At 72.1% G+C, this 20401-nt stretch carries 17 protein-coding genes and 1 pseudogene; 9 read left to right on the forward strand and 9 right to left on the reverse strand.

Going from position 1 to position 20401, the window contains the following annotated elements; translation table 11 throughout:
- Positions 1–2 precede the first annotated feature (2 nt).
- Together AC3CBB_RS04085 and AC3CBB_RS04090 are read left to right on the forward strand one after the other, a co-directional pair.
- The gene (locus tag AC3CBB_RS04085) at positions 3–419 is read left to right on the forward strand and encodes a hypothetical protein (RefSeq protein ID WP_488626105.1); all 417 of its coding nucleotides are present in this window, start codon (positions 3–5) and stop codon (positions 417–419) included.
- Positions 420–468: 49 nt separating this feature from the next.
- The gene (locus AC3CBB_RS04090) at positions 469–1785 is read left to right on the forward strand and encodes an ABC-2 transporter permease (protein ID WP_488626106.1); all 1317 of its coding nucleotides are present in this window, start codon (positions 469–471) and stop codon (positions 1783–1785) included.
- A 420-nt stretch (positions 1786–2205) separates the two neighbouring features.
- On the opposite strand, the gene AC3CBB_RS04095 is transcribed toward AC3CBB_RS04090, so the two are convergent.
- Positions 2206–3483: an MFS transporter gene (locus AC3CBB_RS04095; protein ID WP_488626107.1), complete on the reverse strand. Its 1278-nt coding sequence runs from the start codon at positions 3481–3483 to the stop codon at positions 2206–2208.
- A gap of 176 nt (positions 3484–3659) precedes the next feature.
- Between AC3CBB_RS04095 and AC3CBB_RS04100 the strand changes: the two genes are divergently transcribed.
- The 4 genes from AC3CBB_RS04100 to AC3CBB_RS04115 all read left to right on the forward strand — a co-directional run bounded on the left by AC3CBB_RS04100 (position 3660) and on the right by AC3CBB_RS04115 (position 8650).
- Positions 3660–4517, forward strand: coding sequence for a LysR substrate-binding domain-containing protein (locus AC3CBB_RS04100; RefSeq protein WP_123505133.1), 858 nt, complete (start codon positions 3660–3662; stop codon positions 4515–4517).
- Positions 4518–4527: 10 nt separating this feature from the next.
- Positions 4528–4893, forward strand: a complete 366-nt coding sequence (locus tag AC3CBB_RS04105) for a DoxX family protein (RefSeq protein WP_488626108.1) — start codon at positions 4528–4530, stop codon at positions 4891–4893.
- A gap of 66 nt (positions 4894–4959) precedes the next feature.
- Complete coding sequence (locus AC3CBB_RS04110; RefSeq protein ID WP_488626109.1) at positions 4960–7125, forward strand: alpha-galactosidase; 2166 nt, start codon at positions 4960–4962, stop codon at positions 7123–7125.
- A 79-nt stretch (positions 7126–7204) separates the two neighbouring features.
- Positions 7205–8650, forward strand: a complete 1446-nt coding sequence (locus AC3CBB_RS04115) for an NCS2 family permease (protein ID WP_488626110.1) — start codon at positions 7205–7207, stop codon at positions 8648–8650.
- Between the two features lie 228 nt (positions 8651–8878).
- Here the strand turns inward: AC3CBB_RS04115 and AC3CBB_RS04120 are convergent, their stop codons facing one another.
- On the reverse strand, positions 8879–10624 hold the full coding sequence (locus tag AC3CBB_RS04120) for a cytochrome c biogenesis protein CcdA (protein ID WP_488626111.1): 1746 nt from the start codon (positions 10622–10624) through the stop codon (positions 8879–8881).
- A gap of 166 nt (positions 10625–10790) precedes the next feature.
- Complete coding sequence (locus AC3CBB_RS04125) at positions 10791–11333, reverse strand: YbhB/YbcL family Raf kinase inhibitor-like protein (RefSeq protein ID WP_488626112.1); 543 nt, start codon at positions 11331–11333, stop codon at positions 10791–10793.
- A 171-nt stretch (positions 11334–11504) separates the two neighbouring features.
- Between AC3CBB_RS04125 and AC3CBB_RS04130 the strand changes: the two are divergent.
- The 3 genes and pseudogenes from AC3CBB_RS04130 to AC3CBB_RS04140 form a co-directional block, all read left to right on the forward strand.
- A pseudogene (locus AC3CBB_RS04130) lies at positions 11505–11561 on the forward strand (hypothetical protein); the annotation flags it as partial.
- Between the two features lie 360 nt (positions 11562–11921).
- On the forward strand, positions 11922–12797 hold the full coding sequence (locus AC3CBB_RS04135) for a DUF559 domain-containing protein (RefSeq protein WP_488626773.1): 876 nt from the start codon (positions 11922–11924) through the stop codon (positions 12795–12797).
- Between the two features lie 509 nt (positions 12798–13306).
- Positions 13307–13978 carry a DUF1345 domain-containing protein gene (locus AC3CBB_RS04140; RefSeq protein WP_488626113.1) on the forward strand — a complete coding sequence of 224 codons (672 nt, stop codon included), beginning with the start codon at positions 13307–13309 and terminating at the stop codon, positions 13976–13978.
- A gap of 78 nt (positions 13979–14056) precedes the next feature.
- Here AC3CBB_RS04140 and manD read toward each other — a convergent pair whose 3' ends face one another.
- Genes manD through AC3CBB_RS04170 form a run of 6 tightly spaced genes read right to left on the reverse strand, consistent with a single transcriptional unit; the run spans position 14057 to position 20350 of the window.
- Positions 14057–15295, reverse strand: coding sequence for a D-mannonate dehydratase ManD (gene manD, locus AC3CBB_RS04145; RefSeq protein ID WP_488626114.1), 1239 nt, complete (start codon positions 15293–15295; stop codon positions 14057–14059).
- A complete protein-coding gene (locus AC3CBB_RS04150; protein ID WP_488626115.1) occupies positions 15292–16671 on the reverse strand; it encodes a mannitol dehydrogenase family protein in 1380 nt (459 codons plus the stop codon). The genes manD and AC3CBB_RS04150 overlap by 4 nt, the downstream gene beginning before the upstream one ends.
- The gene (locus tag AC3CBB_RS04155) at positions 16664–17518 is read right to left on the reverse strand and encodes a sugar phosphate isomerase/epimerase family protein (protein ID WP_488626116.1); all 855 of its coding nucleotides are present in this window, start codon (positions 17516–17518) and stop codon (positions 16664–16666) included. Before AC3CBB_RS04155 ends, AC3CBB_RS04150 begins: the two co-directional genes overlap by 8 nt.
- Positions 17515–18663, reverse strand: a complete 1149-nt coding sequence (locus tag AC3CBB_RS04160; protein WP_488626117.1) for a Gfo/Idh/MocA family protein — start codon at positions 18661–18663, stop codon at positions 17515–17517. The genes AC3CBB_RS04155 and AC3CBB_RS04160 overlap by 4 nt, the downstream gene beginning before the upstream one ends.
- Positions 18660–19511 (reverse strand): sugar phosphate isomerase/epimerase family protein, encoded by an 852-nt coding sequence (locus AC3CBB_RS04165; RefSeq protein ID WP_488626118.1) that lies wholly within the window; start codon positions 19509–19511, stop codon positions 18660–18662. The genes AC3CBB_RS04160 and AC3CBB_RS04165 overlap by 4 nt, the downstream gene beginning before the upstream one ends.
- Entirely contained in the window at positions 19508–20350 is an 843-nt protein-coding gene (locus AC3CBB_RS04170; protein WP_123505135.1) for a carbohydrate ABC transporter permease, read from the reverse strand. Before AC3CBB_RS04170 ends, AC3CBB_RS04165 begins: the two co-directional genes overlap by 4 nt.
- Between the last annotated feature and the right edge of the window lie 51 nt (positions 20351–20401).

Consider the following 20401-nt stretch of genomic DNA (forward strand, 5'->3'; position numbering starts at 1 on the left):
GGATGGACGACCGGTTTCGCGTGGACGGCGTCGACCTCGGCGTCGACCTCCGGAGGTCGGTGGCCACCCTCGACGCCGACGGGTGCCTCGACGCGCGCGTGCTCGCCGGTGCTGTGCCCGGCGCTGTGGCGGAGTGGGCGACGGTGGCTCCGCAGATCCTGCTCGCGAGGGTCCCGGTATGGTTCGACGAGGCGGGGTTCGGGGCGACCATCGACACCGCCTTCGTCGACGACCTGGAGCTCGACGAGGGGGAGGCCGTCTTCGCCCTGAGCTCGCGGTTCGACCTCAGCGGGCGCCTCACCGTGCACGCGGGCGACCGGCTGCGCTTCGTGGGCGAGGTGCAGACGCCGTGGTCGGAGTCGCCGTGGCGGCTCGACGTGTCGCTGGCCTTCGGCGGGCGCCGTCGCACGGCAGTCTGAGCGCCACCCGCCAAGACCGACACCTGTCGGGGATATCCTGCCTGAAGCCATGACAACTGCAGAAGACTCTCACAAGCACGTCGGCGACAAGCCCGGCGCCTGGACCCGCTACCGCAACTCGTACGAGAAGCTGCCGCCCGGGGTCCAGCTCATCGGGCTCCAGCTCTGGCTGCCGTTCTTCTTCGTGATCTGCTTCCGCTTCTTCTACGTGCTGGCGTTCCACGACCCGACGCCCAGAGACCTCCCGGTCGCGTTCGTCGGCTCATCGAGCTCCGAGGTCGCGGACGCGTTCGCCAAGCAGACGGTCGGCAAGTTCGACGTCACCACCGTCGCGACGCTCGCCGAGGCCCGCGAAGGCGTGCGGTCGGGCGAGCTCGTCGCCGCCTTCGAGCCCGGCACGACCACCTCGACCCTGGTGGTCGCGAGCGCTGCGCAGTACCAGATCGCCACCCTCGCCAAGACGGCATTCACTCCGGTCGCGACTCAGCTCGGTGGCACTCTCGCGGTAGACGACCTCGCACCCCTGCCCGCCGGCGACTCGTTCGGCACGGTGCTCTTCTACGTCACGCTCGTCTTCATGATCGCCGGCTACATGAGCGCGATGTTCGTCGGCCTGATGGGCGGCGCCCTGCGGCACCGGGTGCGCCTGGCCATCATCGCCGGCGTCGCCGTCGTGCTGCCGCTCATCGCCGTGGTGATCACGCACTCGATCATCGGTGCCGTGTCGGGCAACTTCTTCGAGATCTGGGGGATCGGCGCGCTCACGGTCTTCACCGTCGGTCTCGTGACCAACGGGCTCGCGTACTTCCTCGGCCGGTTCGTCGCCGCGGGCGCCCTTCTGATCTTCGTCTTCTTCACCGTCCCGGCCTCGGGTGGAGCCATCCCCGTGCAGCTCGTGCCGGAGTTCTTCCAGCACCTTCACCCCTTCGTCGCAGGAACGGGCACCATCGAGCTGCTGCGACGCGCCGAGTACGGCGTCGGCCCCGACGTGTGGAGCGCCTTCCGGATCTTCGCGGGGTACCTCGTGGCCGGAGCCCTGCTCACGATCTTCGGCAAGAAGCTGTTCACGCGCCGGATGCGCACGGCCGCCATCACCGGCAAGCGGCCCTCGATGCTCGCGACGGCGCAGGGTCTCGCCATCGCGGCCGGGCGCAAGGCGGCCGAGGAGGCCGCGAACAGCGCCCAGGGCGGCGGGGTCGGCACGGCGCCGTCGGACGGGGACGCGCGCGTCGACACATCGTCGGTGCGGGTGCAGGCCGAGCGCGACGGTCAGTTGCACCGCGACCACCGCGACCACCGCGACGGCGGCGTCGGTGCACCGAGCGGCGGACCGAGCGCGTCGGCGGTGGCCTCGGCGAGCGAGTAGCTGCGGCGCGAGGTGGCCGTGGGCGTCGGCTCGCGCGGCGGGTCCCGACGGCGCGGGCCATTTCGCGGTGCGCGGCGGAGCCCGACGGCGCGGGCCATTTCGCGGTGCGCGGCGGGGCGCGACGGCGTGGGCCATCTCGCGAGGTGGCCGTGGGCGTCGGCCCGCGCGGCGGGGCGTGACGTCGTGGGCCATCTCGCGAGGTGGCCGTGGGCGTCGGCTCGCGCAGCGGGTCCTGACGGCGCGGGCCATCTCGCGGTGCGCGGCGGGGTGCGACGGCGCGGGCCATCTCGCGAGGTGGCCGTGGGCGTCGGCCCGCGCGGCGGGGCGCGACGGCGTGGGCCATCTCGCGAGGTGGCCGTGGGCGTCGGCCCGCGCGGCGGGGCCCGACGGCGCGGGCCACCTCGCGGAGAGCGACGCCGCCTACGCCACGCGGTGGTCGATGCTCAGCACCGGCACGTGGTGGCGCACCCGCACGTGCAGCGCCAGGTGCCCGCGGCGCGCCAGCATCACGCCGGCGAAGACGGCCGCGAGCGCCGGCACCCCGCCCGACACCATCATGCCGACGTGCACGCCGAAGCTCTGGACGATCCAGCCCATCAGCGGCCCGCCGACGGCCTGACCCCCGAGCAGCACGAGGATGTACAGCGACATCACGCGTCCGCGCACGCCGATGTTCGACGACATCTGCACGAGCGAGTTCGACGCGGTCTGGAACAGCAGCGCCGACATGCCGACGCCGATGAGCACGACGGCGAACGCGACGATGTTCGGCATGAGCCCGCCGGCCGCCTGGATGACCCCGGTGACGCCGACGCCGATGACGACGGTGCGGAGCCGCAGGTTGGCGCGCCGGGTCGACAGCAGCGCACCGGTGAGGGCGCCGACCGCGACCATGGAGTTGAACAGGCCGTAGCCGCCCGCGCCGACCTTGAACACGACGTCGGCGTACGAGGCGAGCAGCACCGGCATCGTGAGGCCGAAGACGGCGAACACGGCGACCAGGAACACCGGCCAGATGATCGTCGGCTTGCCGACGGCGTAGGCGAGGCCCGCCTTGAGCGCGCCCTTCTGGCGCGGCGCGGGAGCAGTGCGGAACATCTCTCCGGCCCGGAGCAGCGACAGCATGCCGACCACGAGCAGGCAGGCCGCGCCGTTGATGACGAACGCCCAGCCGGCGCCGACCGCGAGCAGCAGGACCCCCGCGATAGCCGGGCCGATCATGCCGCCGAGCTGGAACACCGACGAGTTGACGCTGATCGCGTTGCGGAGGTTCTTCGGGCCGACGAGCTCGGTCACGATCACCTGGCGGGCGGGGTTGTCGATGACGGTGACGAGACCGGTGACGAAGGCGATGCCCCAGACCATCCAGGCCTCGACGACGCCCGAGAGGGTCAGGGCCGCGAGGCCGACCGAGAGCACGGCGAAGACCGACTGCGTGATCATCATCAGCATGCGCTTCGAGACCCGGTCGACGAGCACGCCGCCGAGGAGGCCGAACATGATCATCGGGGCGAACTGCATGGCGACGGTGATGCCGACGGCGGTGGCGCTGCCGGTGAGCTCGAGCACGAGCCAGTCCTGAGCGACGCGCTGCATCCAGCCGGCGGTCATGGCGACCATGTTGCCGGCCGTCCAGACGCGGAAGTTGCGGACGGAGAGGGCGATGAAGGTGTGACGCCACGGCGGGCGCTCGGTCACGATCGTGAGCGGTTCGGTAGGGGGGAAGGCAGTCGACGTCGACGATGTCACAGAGAGGTTTCCAGAGGTCGTGGTGCGAGAGAGATGATCTCGTTCCACGCTAGGTTCGTCGTTGTCATTCTGTTCCCCTATGGCCATAATCAAGGTCATTGGCTTTCGTAATGCGAGGAGACCGCGTGTACGACCCGACCCTGCTCCGCACCTTCCTCGTCGTCGCCGAGACGCACAGCTTCACGCAGGCCGCGCAGCGCCTGGCCATCAGCCAGCCGACGGTGAGCCAGCACGTCTCGAAGCTCGAGAAGGCGGCTGGCCGCGTGCTCGTCGCCCGCGACACCCGCGAGGTGGCGCTGACCGACAACGGCGACGCCATGGCCGGGTTCGCACGTACGATCCTGGCCGCGCACGCGGCGGCGGAGAGCTACTTCTCGGGCTCGGCGATGCGGGGGCGGCTGAGGTTCGGCGCGGCGGACGACCTGGCTATCACGCAGCTGCCGCGGATCCTGCGCCATTTTCGCCAGCTCTACCCCCAGATCAACCTGGAGCTGACCGTCAACCAGTCGATGCCCCTGCGGCGGCGCCTCGCGTCGGGCCACCTCGACCTCATCTTCGTCAAGCAGAACGCGGGGGAGTTCGACACCGGCACGCGGGTGGCCGGCGACCCGATGGTGTGGATGGCGCAGGAGCGGATGCAGCTCGACCCCGACCAGCCGGTTCCGCTGATCACGTACCAGGGGCCGAGCCTCAGCCGGCAGATGGCGATCGACGCGCTGGAGGCCGCGGGCCGCACCTGGCGGATCACCTGCAACACGCGCGACGTGAACGGGATCCTGGCGGCGGTGCGCGCCGGCATCGGGGTGGCGGCGTTCCCGTACTCGCTGATCCCGTCCGACCTGGTGAAGGTGTCGGTGCGGTTCGCGCTGCCCGACCTGGGCGACGTCGACTACGTGCTGCAGGCGAATCCGTCGGCCGCGCGCGAGCCGGTCGAGGCCCTGACGAGCGCGATCCTGAGTCGCGGTGTCAGCCGGGCGGAGTGAGATCGTCGTCATGACCCGTCTCGCCGCATCCCTCGTCGCCCTGCTGGGCACGTCGGGCACCCTGCACTTCGCTCGCCCTCAGACCTTCGACGGAATCGTGCCGAGATCCCTGCCGGGCACCGCCCGCACCTGGACTCACCTGTCGGGCGCAGCCGAGCTGGTCTGCGCCGCGGCCCTCGCCGTGCCGCGCACTCGGCGTCTCGGCGGGGTGCTGACGGCCGCGCTGTTCGTGGCGGTGTTTCCCGCGAACGTGACGATGGCCGTCGGCGCCCTCCGGAGCCCGCGCGCATCGAACCGACGCAGGGCGATCGCCGTGGTGCGCCTGCCGCTGCAAGTTCCGCTCGTCGTCGCGGCTCTCCGCGCGGGTCGCTCGTAACGGAGTGTCAACGTCGCCATACTGGTGTTTCCGCCGATCGCGCCTCACCCCCCCCCTGGAGTTCCAATGCCGAAACTCGTCCACCTCCGTTCGTCTGGAGTCAGCCTGCTCGTCGACATCGCCGACGCCGCGCTGCCGGCGATCGTCCACTGGGGCGCCGACCTCGGCGAGCTGACCCGGGCCGACGCCGAGGCGCTCGTGCTGGCCAACGTCGAGGCGCGCACCGGCAACATCGTCGATGACCCGATCCGCCTGGCCCTGGTGCCCGAGCAGCACGTCGGCTGGGCGGGCAAGCCCGGCGTCGCCGGCAACCGCGACGACGGCTCGGCCTGGGCTCCCGCGTTCACCCCCGAGTCGTCCACCCTCGACGGCGTGGCCCTCGACGGCGCCGCGTTCGGCGTCTTCGTCGAGGCGGGGGCGGGGCTCCTGGTCGTCGGGGCCCGCGACGCGGTCGCCGGCCTGCTGATCACCGTCGAGCTCGAGCTGCTCGCCTCCGGGCTCGTCCGCGCGCGGGCGACCCTCCTGAACGAGGCCCCGGGCCTGTACCGGGTGCAGGAACTGAACCTCGCCTTCCCCGTGCCACCCCGGGCGAAGGTGCTTCTCGACTTCGCGGGCCGCTGGGGCAAGGAGCGCGTGCCGCAGCGCAACGACTTCGCCGTCGGCATCCACGAGCGCGAGGGCCGCAAGGGGCGCACCGGCGCCGATGCGGCGACGGTGCTCAGCGCGGGCGTGCCCGGCTTCGGGTTCCGCCGCGGCGAGGTGTGGGGCGTGCACACGGCGTTCAGCGGCAACCACCGGCACTACGCCGAGCGCCTCTTCACCGGCGCCGCGGTCGTCGGCGGGGGAGAGTTCTTGCTTCCCGGTGAGATCAGGCTGGAGCAGGGCGGCGCCTACCGGTCGCCGTGGGTCTACGCGGCCTACGGCGACGGGCTCGACGATCAGGCGGCGCGGTTCCACCGCTGGCTGCGGTCGCGCGAGCAGCACCCGACGCGGCCGCGCCCGATGACCCTGAACGTGTGGGAGGCCGTCTACTTCGACCACGACCTCGGGCGCCTGACCGACCTCGCCGACCGCGCGGCCCAGGTCGGCGTCGAGCGGTACGTGCTCGACGACGGGTGGTTCCGCGGGAGGCGCGACGACACCCGCGGACTCGGCGACTGGTACGTCGACGAGGGCGTCTGGCCCGACGGGCTCGGGCCGCTGATCGATCACGTCACCGGCCTCGGCATGGAGTTCGGGCTGTGGTTCGAGCCCGAGATGATCAGCGAGGACAGCGACCTGGCGCGCGCCCACCCGGAGTGGATCCTGCAGACCGGAGACCGGCTTCCGGTGCGCGCCCGCAGCCAGCAGGTGCTGAACCTCGGCATCCCCGAGGCGTTCGATCACATCCTCGAGCGGATGTCGGCGCTGCTCGACGAGTACGCCATCGCCTACATCAAGTGGGACCACAACCGCGACCTGTTCGACGCGGGCACTCCTCCCGTCGGCGCGCCCGGCGTCCACGCGCAGACGCTCGCCGCCTACGCGCTGATGGACGAGCTGAAGCGCCGCCACCCGGGCCTCGAGATCGAGGCCTGCGCGTCGGGCGGCGGCCGCGTCGACCTCGGCGTCATCGAGCGCACCGACCGGGTCTGGGTCTCGGACTGCATCGACCCGCTCGAGCGCCAGGACATGAACCGCTGGAGCATGCAGCTGCTGCCGCCCGAGCTGCTCGGCTCGCACATCGGCTCGGGGGTCAGCCACACGACCGGGCGCGCGCACCCGCTGTCGTTCCGTGCCGGCACGGCGATCTTCGGCCACTTCGGCATCGAGTGGGACCTCGGCCAGGCGCAGGAACTCGAGATGGCCGAGCTGACCGAGTGGGTCGCGCTCTACAAGCGCTCGCGCGCCCTGATGCACACCGGCGTCGTCGTGCGCTCCGACACCGAGGACCCCACGTTGAACGTGTACGGCGCCGTGGCGGGCGACCGGTCGGAGGCCCTGTTCTTCGTCGCGTTCACGGGCACGTCGATCACGGCGCCGGCGGGCCGCTTCGTGCTGCCGGGCCTGGACCCGGCGGCGCGCTACCGCGTCGAGCCGATCCTGATCGGCGAGCCCGAGCCGGGCCTCCGGCCTCCGTCATGGTGGCCCGGCGTCGACCTGCCGGGGGCTGCCCTCGCCTCGGCGGGCCTGCAGGCGCCGATGTCGTTCCCCGAGCGCGTCATCCCCCTCCGGGTCACGCGCCTTCCGTGACCGCGGCGGCCTCGGTCGTGTGAGGGTCCGGCCACGCCGTAGGCTTGCTGACGGCCATTCCTGAACCTGAGGAGAACCGATGGCGAACCGCGCTCTCTCGACGACCGTCGACACCTACTTCGAGATCACGAAGCGGGGGTCGACCTGGGGCAGGGAGGTCCGCGGCGGCCTCGTGACCTTCGTCACGATGGCCTACATCGTGATCCTGAACCCCCTGATCCTGGGCGGCTTCTCGGCCGATCAGGCGTCGAAGGACATCCTCGGCAACTGGCTGCAGAACGCCCAGGTCGGCGCCGTCACGGCCCTGACCGCCGGCGTGATGACCATCCTGTTCGGCGTCGTCGCCCGCATGCCGTTCGGCCTCGCGGCGGGCCTCGGCATCAACTCGTTCCTCGCGGTCAGCGTCGTGAAAGACGTCACCTGGCCCGAGGCGATGGGCCTCGTCGTGATCGAGGGCCTCGTGATCGTGATCCTGGCGGCCACCGGCCTCCGCACGATGATCTTCAAGGCCGTGCCCTCGGCCCTCAAGACGGCGATCACCGTCGGCATCGGCCTGTTCATCGCGTTCATCGGGCTGGTGGACGCGGGCTTCGTGCGGACATCGGGCGAGGCGTCGCCACCGGTGCAGCTCGGCGACGCCGGGTCGATCCAGACGCTGCCGACGATCGTCTTCGTGATCGGCGTGATCGTCATCGGCGTGCTGATGGCCCGCAGGGTCAAGGCGGCGATCCTGATCGGCATCGTGGCGACGACGATCATCGCCATCATCCTCAACGCGATCTTCAAGGTCCCGGAGTCGCTCGGGACCAACCCGGCCGGCTGGAACCTCAACGCGCCCGTCCTGCCGACCGGTATCGTCTCGCTGCCCGACCTCTCGCTCGTCGGCCAGTTCGACCTCTTCGGCGCCTTCTCGCGCATCGGCGGCGTCGCCGCGACGATGCTCGTCTTCACCCTCGTCTTCACGAACTTCTTCGATGCGATGGGCACCATGACCGGACTCGCCCGCCAGGCGGAGATCGCGGCCCCCGACGGCACGTTCCCGCGGCTCCGCTCGGCCCTCATCGTCGAGGGCGTGGGCGCCGTGGCCGGAGGTGCATCGTCGGGCTCGTCGAACACGGTGTTCGTCGAGTCGGCGGCCGGCATCGGCGAGGGCGCCCGCACGGGCCTCGCATCGGTCGTGACGGGCGTGCTCTTCCTGCTCGCGATGTTCCTGACGCCGCTGACCCAGGTGGTGCCGCTCGAGGTGGCCGCCGCGTCGCTCGTCGTCGTCGGCGCCCTGATGGTGTCGCAGATCCGGCACATCGACTGGGGCGAGTTCTCCGTCGCGCTGCCGGTGTTCCTCACCGTCATCGTCATGCCGCTGACGTACTCCATCTCGAACGGCATCGGCGCGGGCTTCATCTCGTGGGTGCTGATCCGGTCGCTGTCCGGCAAGGCACGCGAGATCAGCCCGCTGCTCTGGATCGTGGCCGTCGGATTCCTCGTCTACTTCGCTCGGGGGCCGATCCAGGCCTGGCTGGGGTAGCGCGGGCGCGCGTCGCCCGGCCGGCGCGCCGGCGGCCGCGTGGCGCGAGGTGGCCGTCGTGGGCGCGGCCGCGTGGCGCGAGGTGGCCGCGGTGGGCGCGGCTTCGTGGCGCGAGGTGGCCGTGCGTGTCGTCGGGCCGGCGTCGCGCCGACGCGCACGGCCATCTCGAGAAGGCGACCGCGGCTGGCGCCGAGCGGCTGGCGCCGAGCGGCTGGCGCCGCACGCCACCTACCCGAAGGTGCACGAGTAGGCGTCGAGACCCGGCGTGAGGTGGACCGTGATCGTACCCGTCTCCGCGGCCGACGACGACGCCACCGTGTAGATGTTCGGCGCCCCCGACACGGCGATCGACTTGCCACCGACGGTCAGCGTGCCCGTCCCGCCGACGTCGAGGAAGACCTTCGACGCCGTGTAGCTGAGCGTGATCGTCGATCCGGACACGCTCGTCAGCTTCTCGGAGCCGGCCTTCCACCGCCCGCCGAGCGCGAACTCGTCGGCGGGCACGGTCGACGGCGTCGTGAAAGTCGCTGTGCCGTTCGCCAGGTCGGGGCTGCCCGCGTAGTAGGTCGCCCGCTTCGTGCCGAGGTAGGTCTCGGGCGACTGCGACGAGTCGGTCGGCGTCGTGTCGGCCACATCGGTCGCCGGCGGCAGGGTCGCCGTCGGATCGGCCGCGGCGAGGAGCTGCCGGATCATGCCCTCGACGCCGGCATAGTCGCCCTCGCCGACCGACACGTGGCGGATGTCGCCCGACGCGTCGATCAGGTAGTCGGACGGCCACGACGTGTTCGCGTAAGCCGACCACGTCTTGTACCCGTTGTCCTGGGCGACGGGGTACGTGATTCCGAGGCGCTTCGCTCCGGCTTTCACGTTCGAGCCGACGTGCTCGAACGCGTACTCGGGGCTGTGCACGCCGAGCACGACGAAGTCGTCGGCCGAGTACGTCTTCGACCACTGCTCCACGTGCGCGATCGCGCGCTGGCAGTTGATGCACGAGTACGCCCAGAAGTCGACGAGCACGACCTTGCCTCGGAGAGACGCCAGGGTGACGGGCTTGTCGTCGGCCGTGTTGAACCAGCCGGTCAGGCCGGTGAGCGCCGGTGCGGCGCCGCAGTCGCGCAGCGTCTTGGCGACGGTGTATTGAGCCTCCCCCTGGCAGGTCGCGAGGCTGCCGTCGCCGGCGGAGACACCGGAGCCGCCGGTGCTCCCGGACGACCCCGACCCCGACCCGCTGGCGTCCTGCAAGGCAGACGAGACGCCGGAGCTGCCGCTCTGCAGTGACTGGTCGAGAGACGCTGTGTAGTCGGGGATGGCCCGTTGGATCCCGTCGGTGGCGTTGAACGCGAGCGCGACGGCGAGGCCCAGCACGACCACGCCGGCGCCGACGCGGATGGCGCGCTGCCGCGTGCGGAACGCCTTGACCCGCTCGGCGACGCCACGGCCGGCGAGCGCGAAGATCAGGAGGGGCGTGGCGGTGCCGATCGCGAATGCGACGGTGAGCACGACGGTGTCGCCGCCGATCCTGCCGGTCGCCCCCGCCACCGTGATGGCGGCGAGCACCGGGCCCGCGCACGGCACGTAGACCGCGCCGAGGATGAGGCCGAGCAGGAACCCGCCGCGGTCGGTGCCGACCTGCCGCTGCGGCACCCACGAGAACGGCTTCTCGAGCAGGTGCTGGAAGCGCGGCACGATCATGCCGACGCCGAGCAGCACGAGGGCGGCGAGGCCGACCCAGCGGATGATGTCCTGCGGCAGCGGCAGGGCGCTCAGCACGACGGAGCCCAGCAGCGTGAAGACGCTGAAGCTCAGAGCGAGACCCGCTACGACCAGGAACGGACGACTGCCGACGTCCCGCATGTTCTCTCTCGCGCCCTGCGCGCCGCCAGACAGGAAGATGACCGGGAGCACCGGCAGGATGCAGGGCGAGATGCCGGTGATCAGACCACCGACGAGCCCCAGGAAGACGAGGGTAACCATCGTGTCGAGCGTACGGCCGGGGCGAGGTGTCCACGGGCGTGGGCCGGAGTTCCTGCGCGATTCGTAAGATCTGTCGCCTTCACGGCGAAGCCCCTCCGCTTCGGCACGATCCCGCCCGCGGGATGCAGGGGGTGCGCCGAAACGGAGGGGCTGAGCGGCCTGACCGCTACTTGACCTCGAACCAGGGCGTGATGACGGCCCGCGCGAGGGTGTGGCTGAACAGGTTGAAGCCGAGGAAGCCGGGCGTGGCACTCGCGTCGATGCCCAGCGTGTCGACGTCGAGCGCGTGCACGGCGATGAAGTACCGGTGCCTGCCGTGGCCCTCCGGGGGAGCCGCGCCGAGGTAGTGGGCGAGACCCCCGTCGTTCTTGAGCTGGAACGCGCCGGATGGCAGGCCCGACCCCTCGGCATCGCCCGCGCCGGAAGGCAATGACGTCGTTGCTACGGGCACGTCGACGACGGCCCAGTGCCAGAAGCCCGAGGCGGTGGGGGCGTCGGGGTCGTACACCGTGACGGCGAAGCTCTTGGTGCCCTCGGGAAATCCCGACCAGCTGAGCTGCGGACTGACGTCGTCTCCGCCGGCGCCGAAGATGCCGGAGACCTGCGGGGTGGGCAGCTCGGAGCCGTCTCCGACGTCGGTCGAGGTGAGGTCGAAGGTCGGCACCTGGGCGATGTCGTCGTAGGGGTTCGTGCGTGAGGTCGTGCTCATGTGTTCTCCTTTGGTCCGTCGTCCCTTCTACACGCGTCGCCTGGATCGCGGGTCGGCGCTGCGGCGTCGCCGCCCGGGTCGTGTCGCGCGAGATGGCCGTGCCAGCCGTTTCGGCGCGGGCGGCCAGACGAGCAGGGCCATCTCGCGAGAGCGCGCGGCGAACCCGCCGTCGTGATCGGCCACTCGACAGGCGGTGCCCTGGCGCAGGAACTCGCACTCGCCCACCCCGACGTGGTCGCCGGGCTCGTCCTCGTCGACACCGGCCCGGACATGCACGAGCACGGCGACGTGGGGGCGATCCTGCGCCATCCGCACGGCGTGGTCGCCCGCCCTGGCCGAGGGGATCCTCGACTGCTCGTTCGCGTCGCCGCCACCGCCCGAGGTGCGCACCTCGATGCTCGCCTACGCCCTCGGCGTCGAGCGGCGGGCCGCCCTCGACGTGCTCGCCAGCCAGCACGGCGACGGCGGGGGCCATCTCACGGCGCGGGGGCCTGTGGAGAGCTCGCCGCACCCTGTGGAGAGCACCAGCGCAGGAACTCCCGGCTCGGCCACTCTGTCGGCATGCGCCCCCGACCCCTTCCTTCGCCTTTGAGCACTCACCCGTTCGTCGTCCGCGACGCCCTCCCTCTCGTCTCGCCCGAGCGCCTCCGCCGCCGCGATCTGCTGCGCCCTGCGCGCGGCCTCCGAGCGCACGTGTCGCTCGCGGGGCTGCCTCCGCCCGTGCTCCTGGCCGGGGTGCTGGGCCCGAACCAGCACTTCAGCCACACGACGGCCGCCGCTCTCTGGGGCATGCCCGTCCCGGCGGTCGACGGTGTCCACACGACGACGATCGGGACGGGGTCGGTCACTCGACGGGACGGCTTCGTCGGCCATCGGATCACGGCCGAGCGGGCGCGGGTGGCCGTGCTGCGCGGCATCCGCGTGTCCGACCGCGTCGACGCGTGGGCGGAGTGCGCAACGCTCCTCTCGGTCGACGAGCTCGTCGCCGCAGGCGACCACCTCGTCGGGCCGGCGGGCTGCGACCTCGACGAGCTCCGCGCCGCTGCCGACCGCCGGCGCGGGCAGCGCGGAGTGCGAGCCCTGTGCGCGGCGCTCGACCAGGTGCGCGTCGGGTCGGAGTCGCCGCGCGAGACGCGCCTCAGGCTCCAGCTGCTGCGGGAGGGGTTCCGTCTGCCGCTGCTCAACTGCGCGATCCACGACGCCGACGACCGCTTCGTGGCGCGGCCCGACATCATCTTCGGCCGGGAACGGGTGTGCGTCGAGTACGACGGCGACCACCACCGCACGAACCGGACGACGTACCGCGACGACAAGCGCCGCCGCGAGGCACTCGCCGACGCCGGGTGGACCGTGCTCTATCTCTCGGACGACGATCTCCGCGGCCCCCACTGGGCGGCGTTCGTCGGACGGCTGCGTCGCGCGCTGGCTCGCGGCGAGGCCTCGCGCCGTCGGCCCGCGTCGTGATGCCGTAACCCCGGCCCCGGCCCCGGCCCCGGCCCAGGCCCCGGCCGCTGTCGCTGCCCGGCCCCGGGGCCGCGCCCGGCGTTGCCGCTGCCGCGGCGCCGCGCCCGGCCCGGCGCCCCCCCCCGGCGTGAGCCCGCGAGGTGGTCCTCGCCGTCGGGCGGGTGGGGTGCCGGCGACGCGGAGGGCCATCTCGCGGGGTGTGGCGGGTGGGGTCGCGCCGGCGGATGCGACGGCGTCGGGCCGCGAGGCCGTGCCGGCTCGGCGGGCCGGCGGGCCGGTGAGCCGGCGAGTCGGCGAGTCGGCGAGTCGGCGAGCCCGCGAGGTGGCCCTCGCCGTCGGGCGGGCGGGACGCGTGCGACGCGGAGGGCCACCTCGCGCGGCCCGAGCAGCGCGAGCACGCACGCGGACGACACGCACGCACGACACGCGCACGGCGCGCCCCCGCGCGCGGACGACGCGACACGGCGTGTCGCCGCGCGCTGGCCCCGGGCGCGCGCGACGATCAGCCCATGGACAGCAGCCCCGACGCCACCAGCACCGAGGCGGGCATCCGGGGTCGCAGCCGCCTCCGGTTCGCGGTGATGGCGGCGGTCGGCCTCGCGAGCGGCGGGGTCGCCGCCGCGCTGGGCGCGGGCCTCCAGTCCGTCGTGATCGGCTGGGCCGTCGCGTGCCTGACCTTCCTCGTCTGGGTGTGGGCCGTCGTGGTGCCGCTGCCCGCCGGCGAGGTCCGCACGCACGCCCACCGCGAAGATCCGTCGCGCCCGACGAGCCATCTGCTGCTCGTGCTCGCCAGCGTCGCGAGCCTGGTGACGGTCGTGGTGACGGTCGTCGAGGCCCACGACGCCACCGGGCTGCACGCCGATCTGCTGGCCGGGCTCGCCCTCACGAGCGTGGCGCTGTCGTGGTTCCTGATCCACACCCTCTACATGCTCCGGTACGCCGTCCTCTACTACTCGGGCGAGAAGGTGGGCGGCATCGACTTCAACCAGGACGAGCCGCCGGCGTACCTCGACTTCGCCTACGTCGCCTTCGACCTCGGCATGACCTTCCAGATCAGCGACACCAGCATCACGCAGAGCGCCATCCGCCACGTGGTCCTCGGGCACTGCCTGCTGTCGTACCTCTTCGGCTCCGTGATCCTGGCGACGCTCATCAACCTCGTGGCCGGCCTCGGCTCCTAGGCGACCGACAACCTCGTGGCCGGCCTCGGCTCCTAGGCGACCGACAGCGCCGCAGATCGCGTGCGTGGCCGGCGCGCGTCACCAGTCGTGCACCGTGCCGTCGGCGAGCCGGTTGTACGGCAGGTACGCCTTCTCGTACGGGTACCTGCCCGCCTCGTCGACGTCGAGCTCGACTCCGATGCCGGGCTTGTCGCCGGGGTGCAGCATCCCGTCCTCGAAGGTGAACGACTGCTCGAAGACGGCGTCGGTCTTCTCGCCGTGCTTCATGTACTCCTGGATGCCGAAGTTGTGGATCGACAGGCCGAGGTGCATCGCGGCGGCCATGCCGACCGGCGAGATGTCGGTCGGGCCGTGCATGCCCGACTTGATCTGGTACTGCGACGCGTACTCGAGGATCTTCTTCAGGTGCGTGATGCCCCCGGTGTGCGTCACGGCGCTCCGGACGTAGTCGATGAGCTGCTCGCGGATGATCTGCTGGTAGTCCCACACCGTGTTGAAGATCTCGCCGATCGCGAGCGGCGTCGTGGTGTGCTGGCGCACCAGGCGCAGCGCCTCCGGGTTCTCGGCCGGCGTGACGTCCTCGAGCCAGAACAGGTCGTACGGCTCGAGGCTCTTGCCGAGCGACGCGGCCTGGATCGGCGTCATGCGGTGGTGCCCGTCGTGCAGCAGCGGGATGTCGGGGCCGAACTCGTTGCGGACGGCCTCGAAGACCGTCGGCACGTGGCGGAGGTAGGAGCGGGTGTCCCAGTCCTCCTCGTTCGGCAGGGCCCCGCGCTGCGCGGGCTCGTGGTCGTAGCGGACGCCCTTGTTGGCCTCGAAGGTCGCGTTGGAGGCGATGCCGTAGATCGACTTCAGGCCGGGCACGCCGGTCTGGATGCGGATGGCCTTGTAGCCCTGCTCCTGGTGCGAGCGCACGCTGTCGAAGAGCTCCTCGAGGTCCTTGCCCGAGGCATGGCCGTACGTGAGGAGCCCGGTGCGCGAGGCGCCGCCGAGCAGCTGGTAGAGGGGCATCCCGGCGGCCTTCGCCTTGATGTCCCAGAGGGCGACGTCGACCGCGGCGATCGAGGCCATCGTCACCGGGCCGCGGCGCCAGTAGGCGCTCCGGTACAGGAACTGCCACATGTCCTCGATCCGATGGGCGTCCTTGCCGATCAGCAACGGCAGCACGTGCTCCTCGAGGTAGGCGACGACGGCGAGCTCGCGTCCGTTCAGCGTGGCGTCGCCGAGGCCGGTCAGGCCGTCGTCGGTCGTGAGCTTGAGGGTGACGAAGTTGCGGTCGGGGCTGGTGACGATGACTTCGGCCTTGGCGATGATCATGCGGGAACTCCTAGGTCGGCGGAGAGGCGGTCGACGGCGGCGTCGACCGCCTCGGTGAGGTCGGGCAGGGTGGCGAGGTCGGGAGCGACGGCGGCGAGGACGGCGGACGTCGAGGCCTCCGGAGCCCCGGGGTCGGAGACGAGCGACGGCTGCTCGCGCAGGTGCAGCAGCCAGGCCGCGAGGGCGGTCGCCTGCCCGGGTCCGACTCCGGCTCCGCGCTGCAGGCGGCGCCGCAGCGGGTCGATCACCCGGACCGGGATCTTGTGCGAGCCGTCGGCGGCGATCTGGCGGAGGAGGTGGCGGATGCGGGGGTTCTCGAAGCGGGTCCGGAGCGCTGCGCGGGCCTCGTCGACTTCGGAGACGGGCAGGGAGAGCTCGGCGGCGGCCTCGCTCCACAGCGTCTCGAGGGCCTCGACGCACGCGGCGTCGCCCATGGCCTCGGCGATCGTCTCGTGGCCGCGCAGCAGGCCGAGGTAGGCGAGCAGCGAGTGGCCCCCGTTGAGCAGCCAGAGCTTGCGCTGCTCGAACGGCGTGACGTCGTCGACGAATCGGACTCCGGCGGTCTCCCACGCGGGGCGTCCGGCGGGGAAGTCGCCCGCGACGATCCACTCGGCGAACGGCTCCGCCACGACGACGCACTCGTCGCGCCAGCCGGTGAGCGCCTCGGCGTCGGCGCGGTCGGCGTCCGTCGCCGCCGGCGTGATGCGGTCGACCATCGACGAGACGAACGAGACGTTGGCGTCGATCCATGCGGCAAGCCCGGTATCCCCGGCGAGCTCCGCGAGCGTCGTCACGACCCGCGCCACGACCTCGCCGTTCGCCGTCAGGTTGTCGCACGGGACGATCGCGACTGGCCCCGAGCCGGCGTCGCGCCGGGCGCGGAGTCCGTCGACGAGCCGGCCCGGGACGGTGCGGCAGGGCTCGCCGGCGGCCAGGGCCGCCAGGTCGGCGGCGACCTCCGGCAGGTCGACGTCGACGGAGCCGTCGGCCGCGCGGCAGTAGGCGGCCTCGGTGACGGTGAGGCTGATGACGGCCGTGGCCGGCGACGCCACGGCAGCCCGCCAGGCGGCGGCGTCGGCCCCGTCGTGCGCCTCGAGGATCACGTCGACGAGGGTGGCCGTGTCGTCGTCGGCCGAGCGTTCGAGCAGGGTGTAGACCGCGCCTTGTGTGGCGAGTTCCTGCGCCGCATCGGGTTTCCGGCCGGTGAAGGCCACGATGCCCCACTGCTCTCGGTCGGCCGGAACGCGCTGCGTGAACCAGGCCTCGTGCGACCGGTGGAAGGCGCCGAGGCCGAGGTGCACGATGCCGCGCCGCCGGTTCGCCCGCACCGCGGCTGCGTCCGGGGAGAGCGCCGCCGCCGTGAGCCGCTCAGACATGCGCGCTCACGAGCGAGCGCAGGAAGGCCAGGTCGTCGGCCGTGCGCTCGGCGAGCGGCAGGTCGGTCGAGAAGTCCTCGACGGTGACCCAGCCGTCGTACCCGTGGTCGGCCAGGTCGCGGAGATACCCGCCGACGTCGGCCTGGCCGTCGCGGAGCGGGGCCCACTCGTGGGTCCAGATCAGCGATCCGTCGTCGCGGCGGGAGCCGTCGGTCACCCAGCGGGCGTTCTTCACGTGCACGTGGGCAAGGTACTCGCCCAGCAGCTGGAATGCCGCGACGTGGTTCTCGCGCCCCTCGATCACGAGGTTGCCGAGGTCGTGGATGACGCCGACGTGGACCGGGTCGAGTCCGTCGATCAGGCGCATCGCGGCACTGGCCGAGGGCGTGATGGTCTCGTGGTGGAGCTCGACGAGCGCTTTGACCCCGTGCTCGGCGGCGCGCGACGCGACCCACTCGAGGTCTTCGCGCGTGCGCCGCTGCACGGCGGGGTAGGCGGCGCCGGTGTCCGTGCGCGGCATGGTGACGCGCACCTGGCCCGCGCCGAGCGCCGCCGTCGCGGCGAGCATCCGCTCGACGTCGTCGTGCTGGTCGGCGCGGGCGTACCCGCCGATGCCCGACATCGCGAGGCCGGCGTCGTTCGTCACGGCGGCGATCGCCGGGAGGGACTCCTCGAGCCCGGTCAGCGGCCAGGTCGAGCGGTTGCCCGCCCAGAACCCGGGGGAGTCGGAGGCGGGCTGGTCGACGACGCGCCACTCGACGCCCTCCCACCCCTGAGACGCGAGGGTGCGCGCCGCCTCGGCGGGCTCCCAGTCGGGCGTGGACGCGGTGAAGACGGAGAACCTCACGAGCGCACCCCCACGGTGACGTCCTGGTCGTCGAGGATGCCGGTGAGCACCTCGTCGACGACCACCGGCCGGCCGAGCGTGGCCGCGACGTAGACGGCCTTGACGGTGGCGAGCGAGAGCAGGGCGTCGTCGACGCGGACGGCCGGCTGACGGCCCTCCGTGATCGCGCCGAGGATGTCGTCGTACTGGCGCGAGTGGCCGCGCACGAAGTGGTCCTTCTCGGCCGGGCCCCCCGCCATCTGGTCGTCGGGCAGCATCCCCGCCGCCTGGTTCTCCTTGCTCGCCGAGCCCTGCAGGGTGTCCTCGACGTCGTCGGCCCGGACGTGGAAGTACTCCAGCCGGTCGTCCGAGACGATCCCGGTGCCGCGGTCGCCGTGCACCTGGATCCGCGTGAGATCGCCCGGGTAGGCGGCGGTGGTCGCGTGGACGACCGCGAGGGCGCCCGACTCGAAGCGGATCGTCGCCACGGCAAGGTCCTCGACCTCGATGCGATCGTGGGCGAGCACGGCGGTCTGGGCGCTGACCTCGACCGGCCGTCCGAGCATCCAGACGAGCAGGTCGACGGTGTGCACGCCCTGGTTCATCACCGAGCCTCCGCCGTCGAGCGCCCAGGTGCCGCGCCAGTCGCCGGAGTCGTAGTACTTCTGGCTCCGCCACCAGGCGACCGAGGCGAGGCCCGAGGTGATGCGTCCGAAGCGGCCGTCGTGGGCGGCGCCGGCGAGCAGGGCGTTGGCCGGGTCGAAGCGGTGCTGGCTGATGACCGAGACCACCAGACCGCGCTCGGCCGCCTCGGCGGCGAGCTCCGAGATGCGGCGGGCGCGGGCGATGCTGACGTCGAGGGGCTTCTCGATGACGACGTGGCGGCCGGCTGCGATCGCGGTCTCGGCGAGCGACACGTGCAGGCCGCTGGGCGAGCAGACGACGACGAGGTCGACGTCCGCGCCGGCGAGCGCCTCGCCCAGGCTCTCGGCGACGAAGGGGGAGGGTGCGCCGGCGGCGGAGAGCTCGTCGGCGAGCGCCGTCGCGGCGGGCAGCACGGAGTCGACGGCGGCCGTGACGACGAAGCCGTCGTGCGCGGTCAGGACGGCTGCGTGGTGGCGTCCGATGACGCCGCAGCCGACGATGGCTGCCTTGATCGTGCTCATGCTGTGGTGACTCCGATTCGGTCGGTGAGGAGGGCGAAGGCGCGGGCGGCGCGCCCGAACTCGGCGGGGCCCGAGAAGCCGCCGAGGGCGTTGGTGTCGGCGAGGTGGGGCTCGAGGGAGGCGAAGCCGTCGTACCCCCGATCGCGCAGGGCGGTGACGGTCTCGAGAAGCTCCCCGTCGCCCTCTCCCGCAGGAACGACCTGACCGGTTGCCATGACGGCGTCCTTCACCTGGAGGTAGTCCACCCACTCGTGGAGCAGCGGCCACGCCTCCGTGAACGGCCTGACGCCGCACTGCACGAAGTTCGCGTTGTCCCAGGCGAGCCTCAGCGCGGGGGAGTCGACCGTCGTCACGATGTCGAGAACGCGGCGGGGGATGTCGCCGAAGATCTCCTTCTCGTTCTCATGCAGCAGGATCACGCCCTCCCGCTCGGCGACCTCGGCGAGAGCGCGCATCCGCGCCATCACCTCGTCGCGGATCTCGTCGGGGTCCTGGCCCTCGGCCGGGTAGAACGAGAAGATCCGCACGTAGCGGGCGCCGAGGGCGTGGGCGGCGCGGATGGCCCGGCCCAGCCTCTCGACCTCGTGCTCGACGGGCAGCGACACCGGCACCTTGCCGACGGGGGAGGCGATGGCCGAGACGCTCATGCCGCGGCGCTCGAGCACCGACGCCAGCTCGGCGAGCTGCTCGGCGGTGAAGTCGACGACGTTGGTGCCCCAGGCGCCGCGCACCTCGATGTGGCGGGCGCCGAGCGAGCCGAGCACGGCCGCCTGAACGCCCGGGTCGGCGTCGATCTCGTCGCCGAACCCCGAGAGGGTCCAGGTGAGTGTCGAGGTTGCTGTGGTCATTTGACGCCTCCTGCGGTCAGGCCACCGACGAGGTAGCGCTGGAAGATGAGATAGAGCACGACGACGGGCAGGGCGCACACGAGCGCGGCCGCCATCATCTGGCCGTAGACGGGGATGGCCCCGCCCTCCTGCGTGGCCCCGAACACCTGGAGCGCGACCGCGGCCGTGCGGCTGTCCGGGTTGGTCATGATCGAGGCGAACAGCACGTCGTTCCAGCCGAGCAGGAACGCGAAGATGCCCGACACCACGATCCCGGGCCACGACAGCGGCACCACGATGCGGGTGAGGATCCGCCACGACGACGCCCCGTCGATGCGGGCGGCCTCCTCGAGCTCGCGGGGGAGCCCGCGCAGGTAGGTCACCATGACCCAGGTGGAGAACGGCAGGGCGAAGGTCAGGTACGTGATGAACAGGCCCCACCGGGTGCCGATCACCTGGACCCCCGTGACCGTGGCGAAGCTGGAGAACAGCACGAACACCGGCAAAAGAAGCAGAGTCCCCGGGATCGACTGCAGCGCCAGGAGGCCGCGGAGGAAGGTCAGGCGGCCGCGGAACTGGAACCGCACCAGCACGTACGCCGTCGCGACGGCGAGGAACGCGCAGACGAGGGCGACGCCGCCGGCGACGATCACGCTGTTGGCGAGGCCCCGGCCCAGGGCGACCGTCGTCCAGATCTTCGAGTAGTTCTCCATCGTGAACGCGGTCGGCCAGAAGTCGCCGCGCGCCACCGCGATATCGGAGTTCACCGACGCCAGGAGGATGTACACGACGGGGATCAGCACGAACGCGAGGAGCACCGCGAGGATCACGACGAGGAGGGGGCGGGGGAGGAGGCGCATGATCTGCGCCTGCTGCGAGCGGGAGCGGCGAGTTCCTGCGCCCGTGCTCTT

This window comes from Frondihabitans sp. OV104, from assembly GCF_057787745.1.

Coding starts and splice junctions, on each gene's coding strand:
- AC3CBB_RS04085 (WP_488626105.1), top strand. CDS start 3: ATGGACGACCGGTTTCGCGTGGACGGCGTCGACCTCGGCGTCGACCTC.
- AC3CBB_RS04090 (WP_488626106.1), top strand. CDS start 469: ATGACAACTGCAGAAGACTCTCACAAGCACGTCGGCGACAAGCCCGGC.
- AC3CBB_RS04105 (WP_488626108.1), top strand. CDS start 4,528: ATGACCCGTCTCGCCGCATCCCTCGTCGCCCTGCTGGGCACGTCGGGC.
- AC3CBB_RS04110 (WP_488626109.1), top strand. CDS start 4,960: ATGCCGAAACTCGTCCACCTCCGTTCGTCTGGAGTCAGCCTGCTCGTC.
- AC3CBB_RS04115 (WP_488626110.1), top strand. CDS start 7,205: ATGGCGAACCGCGCTCTCTCGACGACCGTCGACACCTACTTCGAGATC.
- AC3CBB_RS04120 (WP_488626111.1), bottom strand. CDS start 10,624: ATGGTTACCCTCGTCTTCCTGGGGCTCGTCGGTGGTCTGATCACCGGC.
- AC3CBB_RS04125 (WP_488626112.1), bottom strand. CDS start 11,333: ATGAGCACGACCTCACGCACGAACCCCTACGACGACATCGCCCAGGTG.
- AC3CBB_RS04140 (WP_488626113.1), top strand. CDS start 13,307: ATGGACAGCAGCCCCGACGCCACCAGCACCGAGGCGGGCATCCGGGGT.
- manD (WP_488626114.1), bottom strand. CDS start 15,295: ATGATCATCGCCAAGGCCGAAGTCATCGTCACCAGCCCCGACCGCAAC.
- AC3CBB_RS04150 (WP_488626115.1), bottom strand. CDS start 16,671: ATGTCTGAGCGGCTCACGGCGGCGGCGCTCTCCCCGGACGCAGCCGCG.
- AC3CBB_RS04160 (WP_488626117.1), bottom strand. CDS start 18,663: ATGAGCACGATCAAGGCAGCCATCGTCGGCTGCGGCGTCATCGGACGC.
- AC3CBB_RS04165 (WP_488626118.1), bottom strand. CDS start 19,511: ATGACCACAGCAACCTCGACACTCACCTGGACCCTCTCGGGGTTCGGC.
- AC3CBB_RS04170 (WP_123505135.1), bottom strand. CDS start 20,350: ATGCGCCTCCTCCCCCGCCCCCTCCTCGTCGTGATCCTCGCGGTGCTC.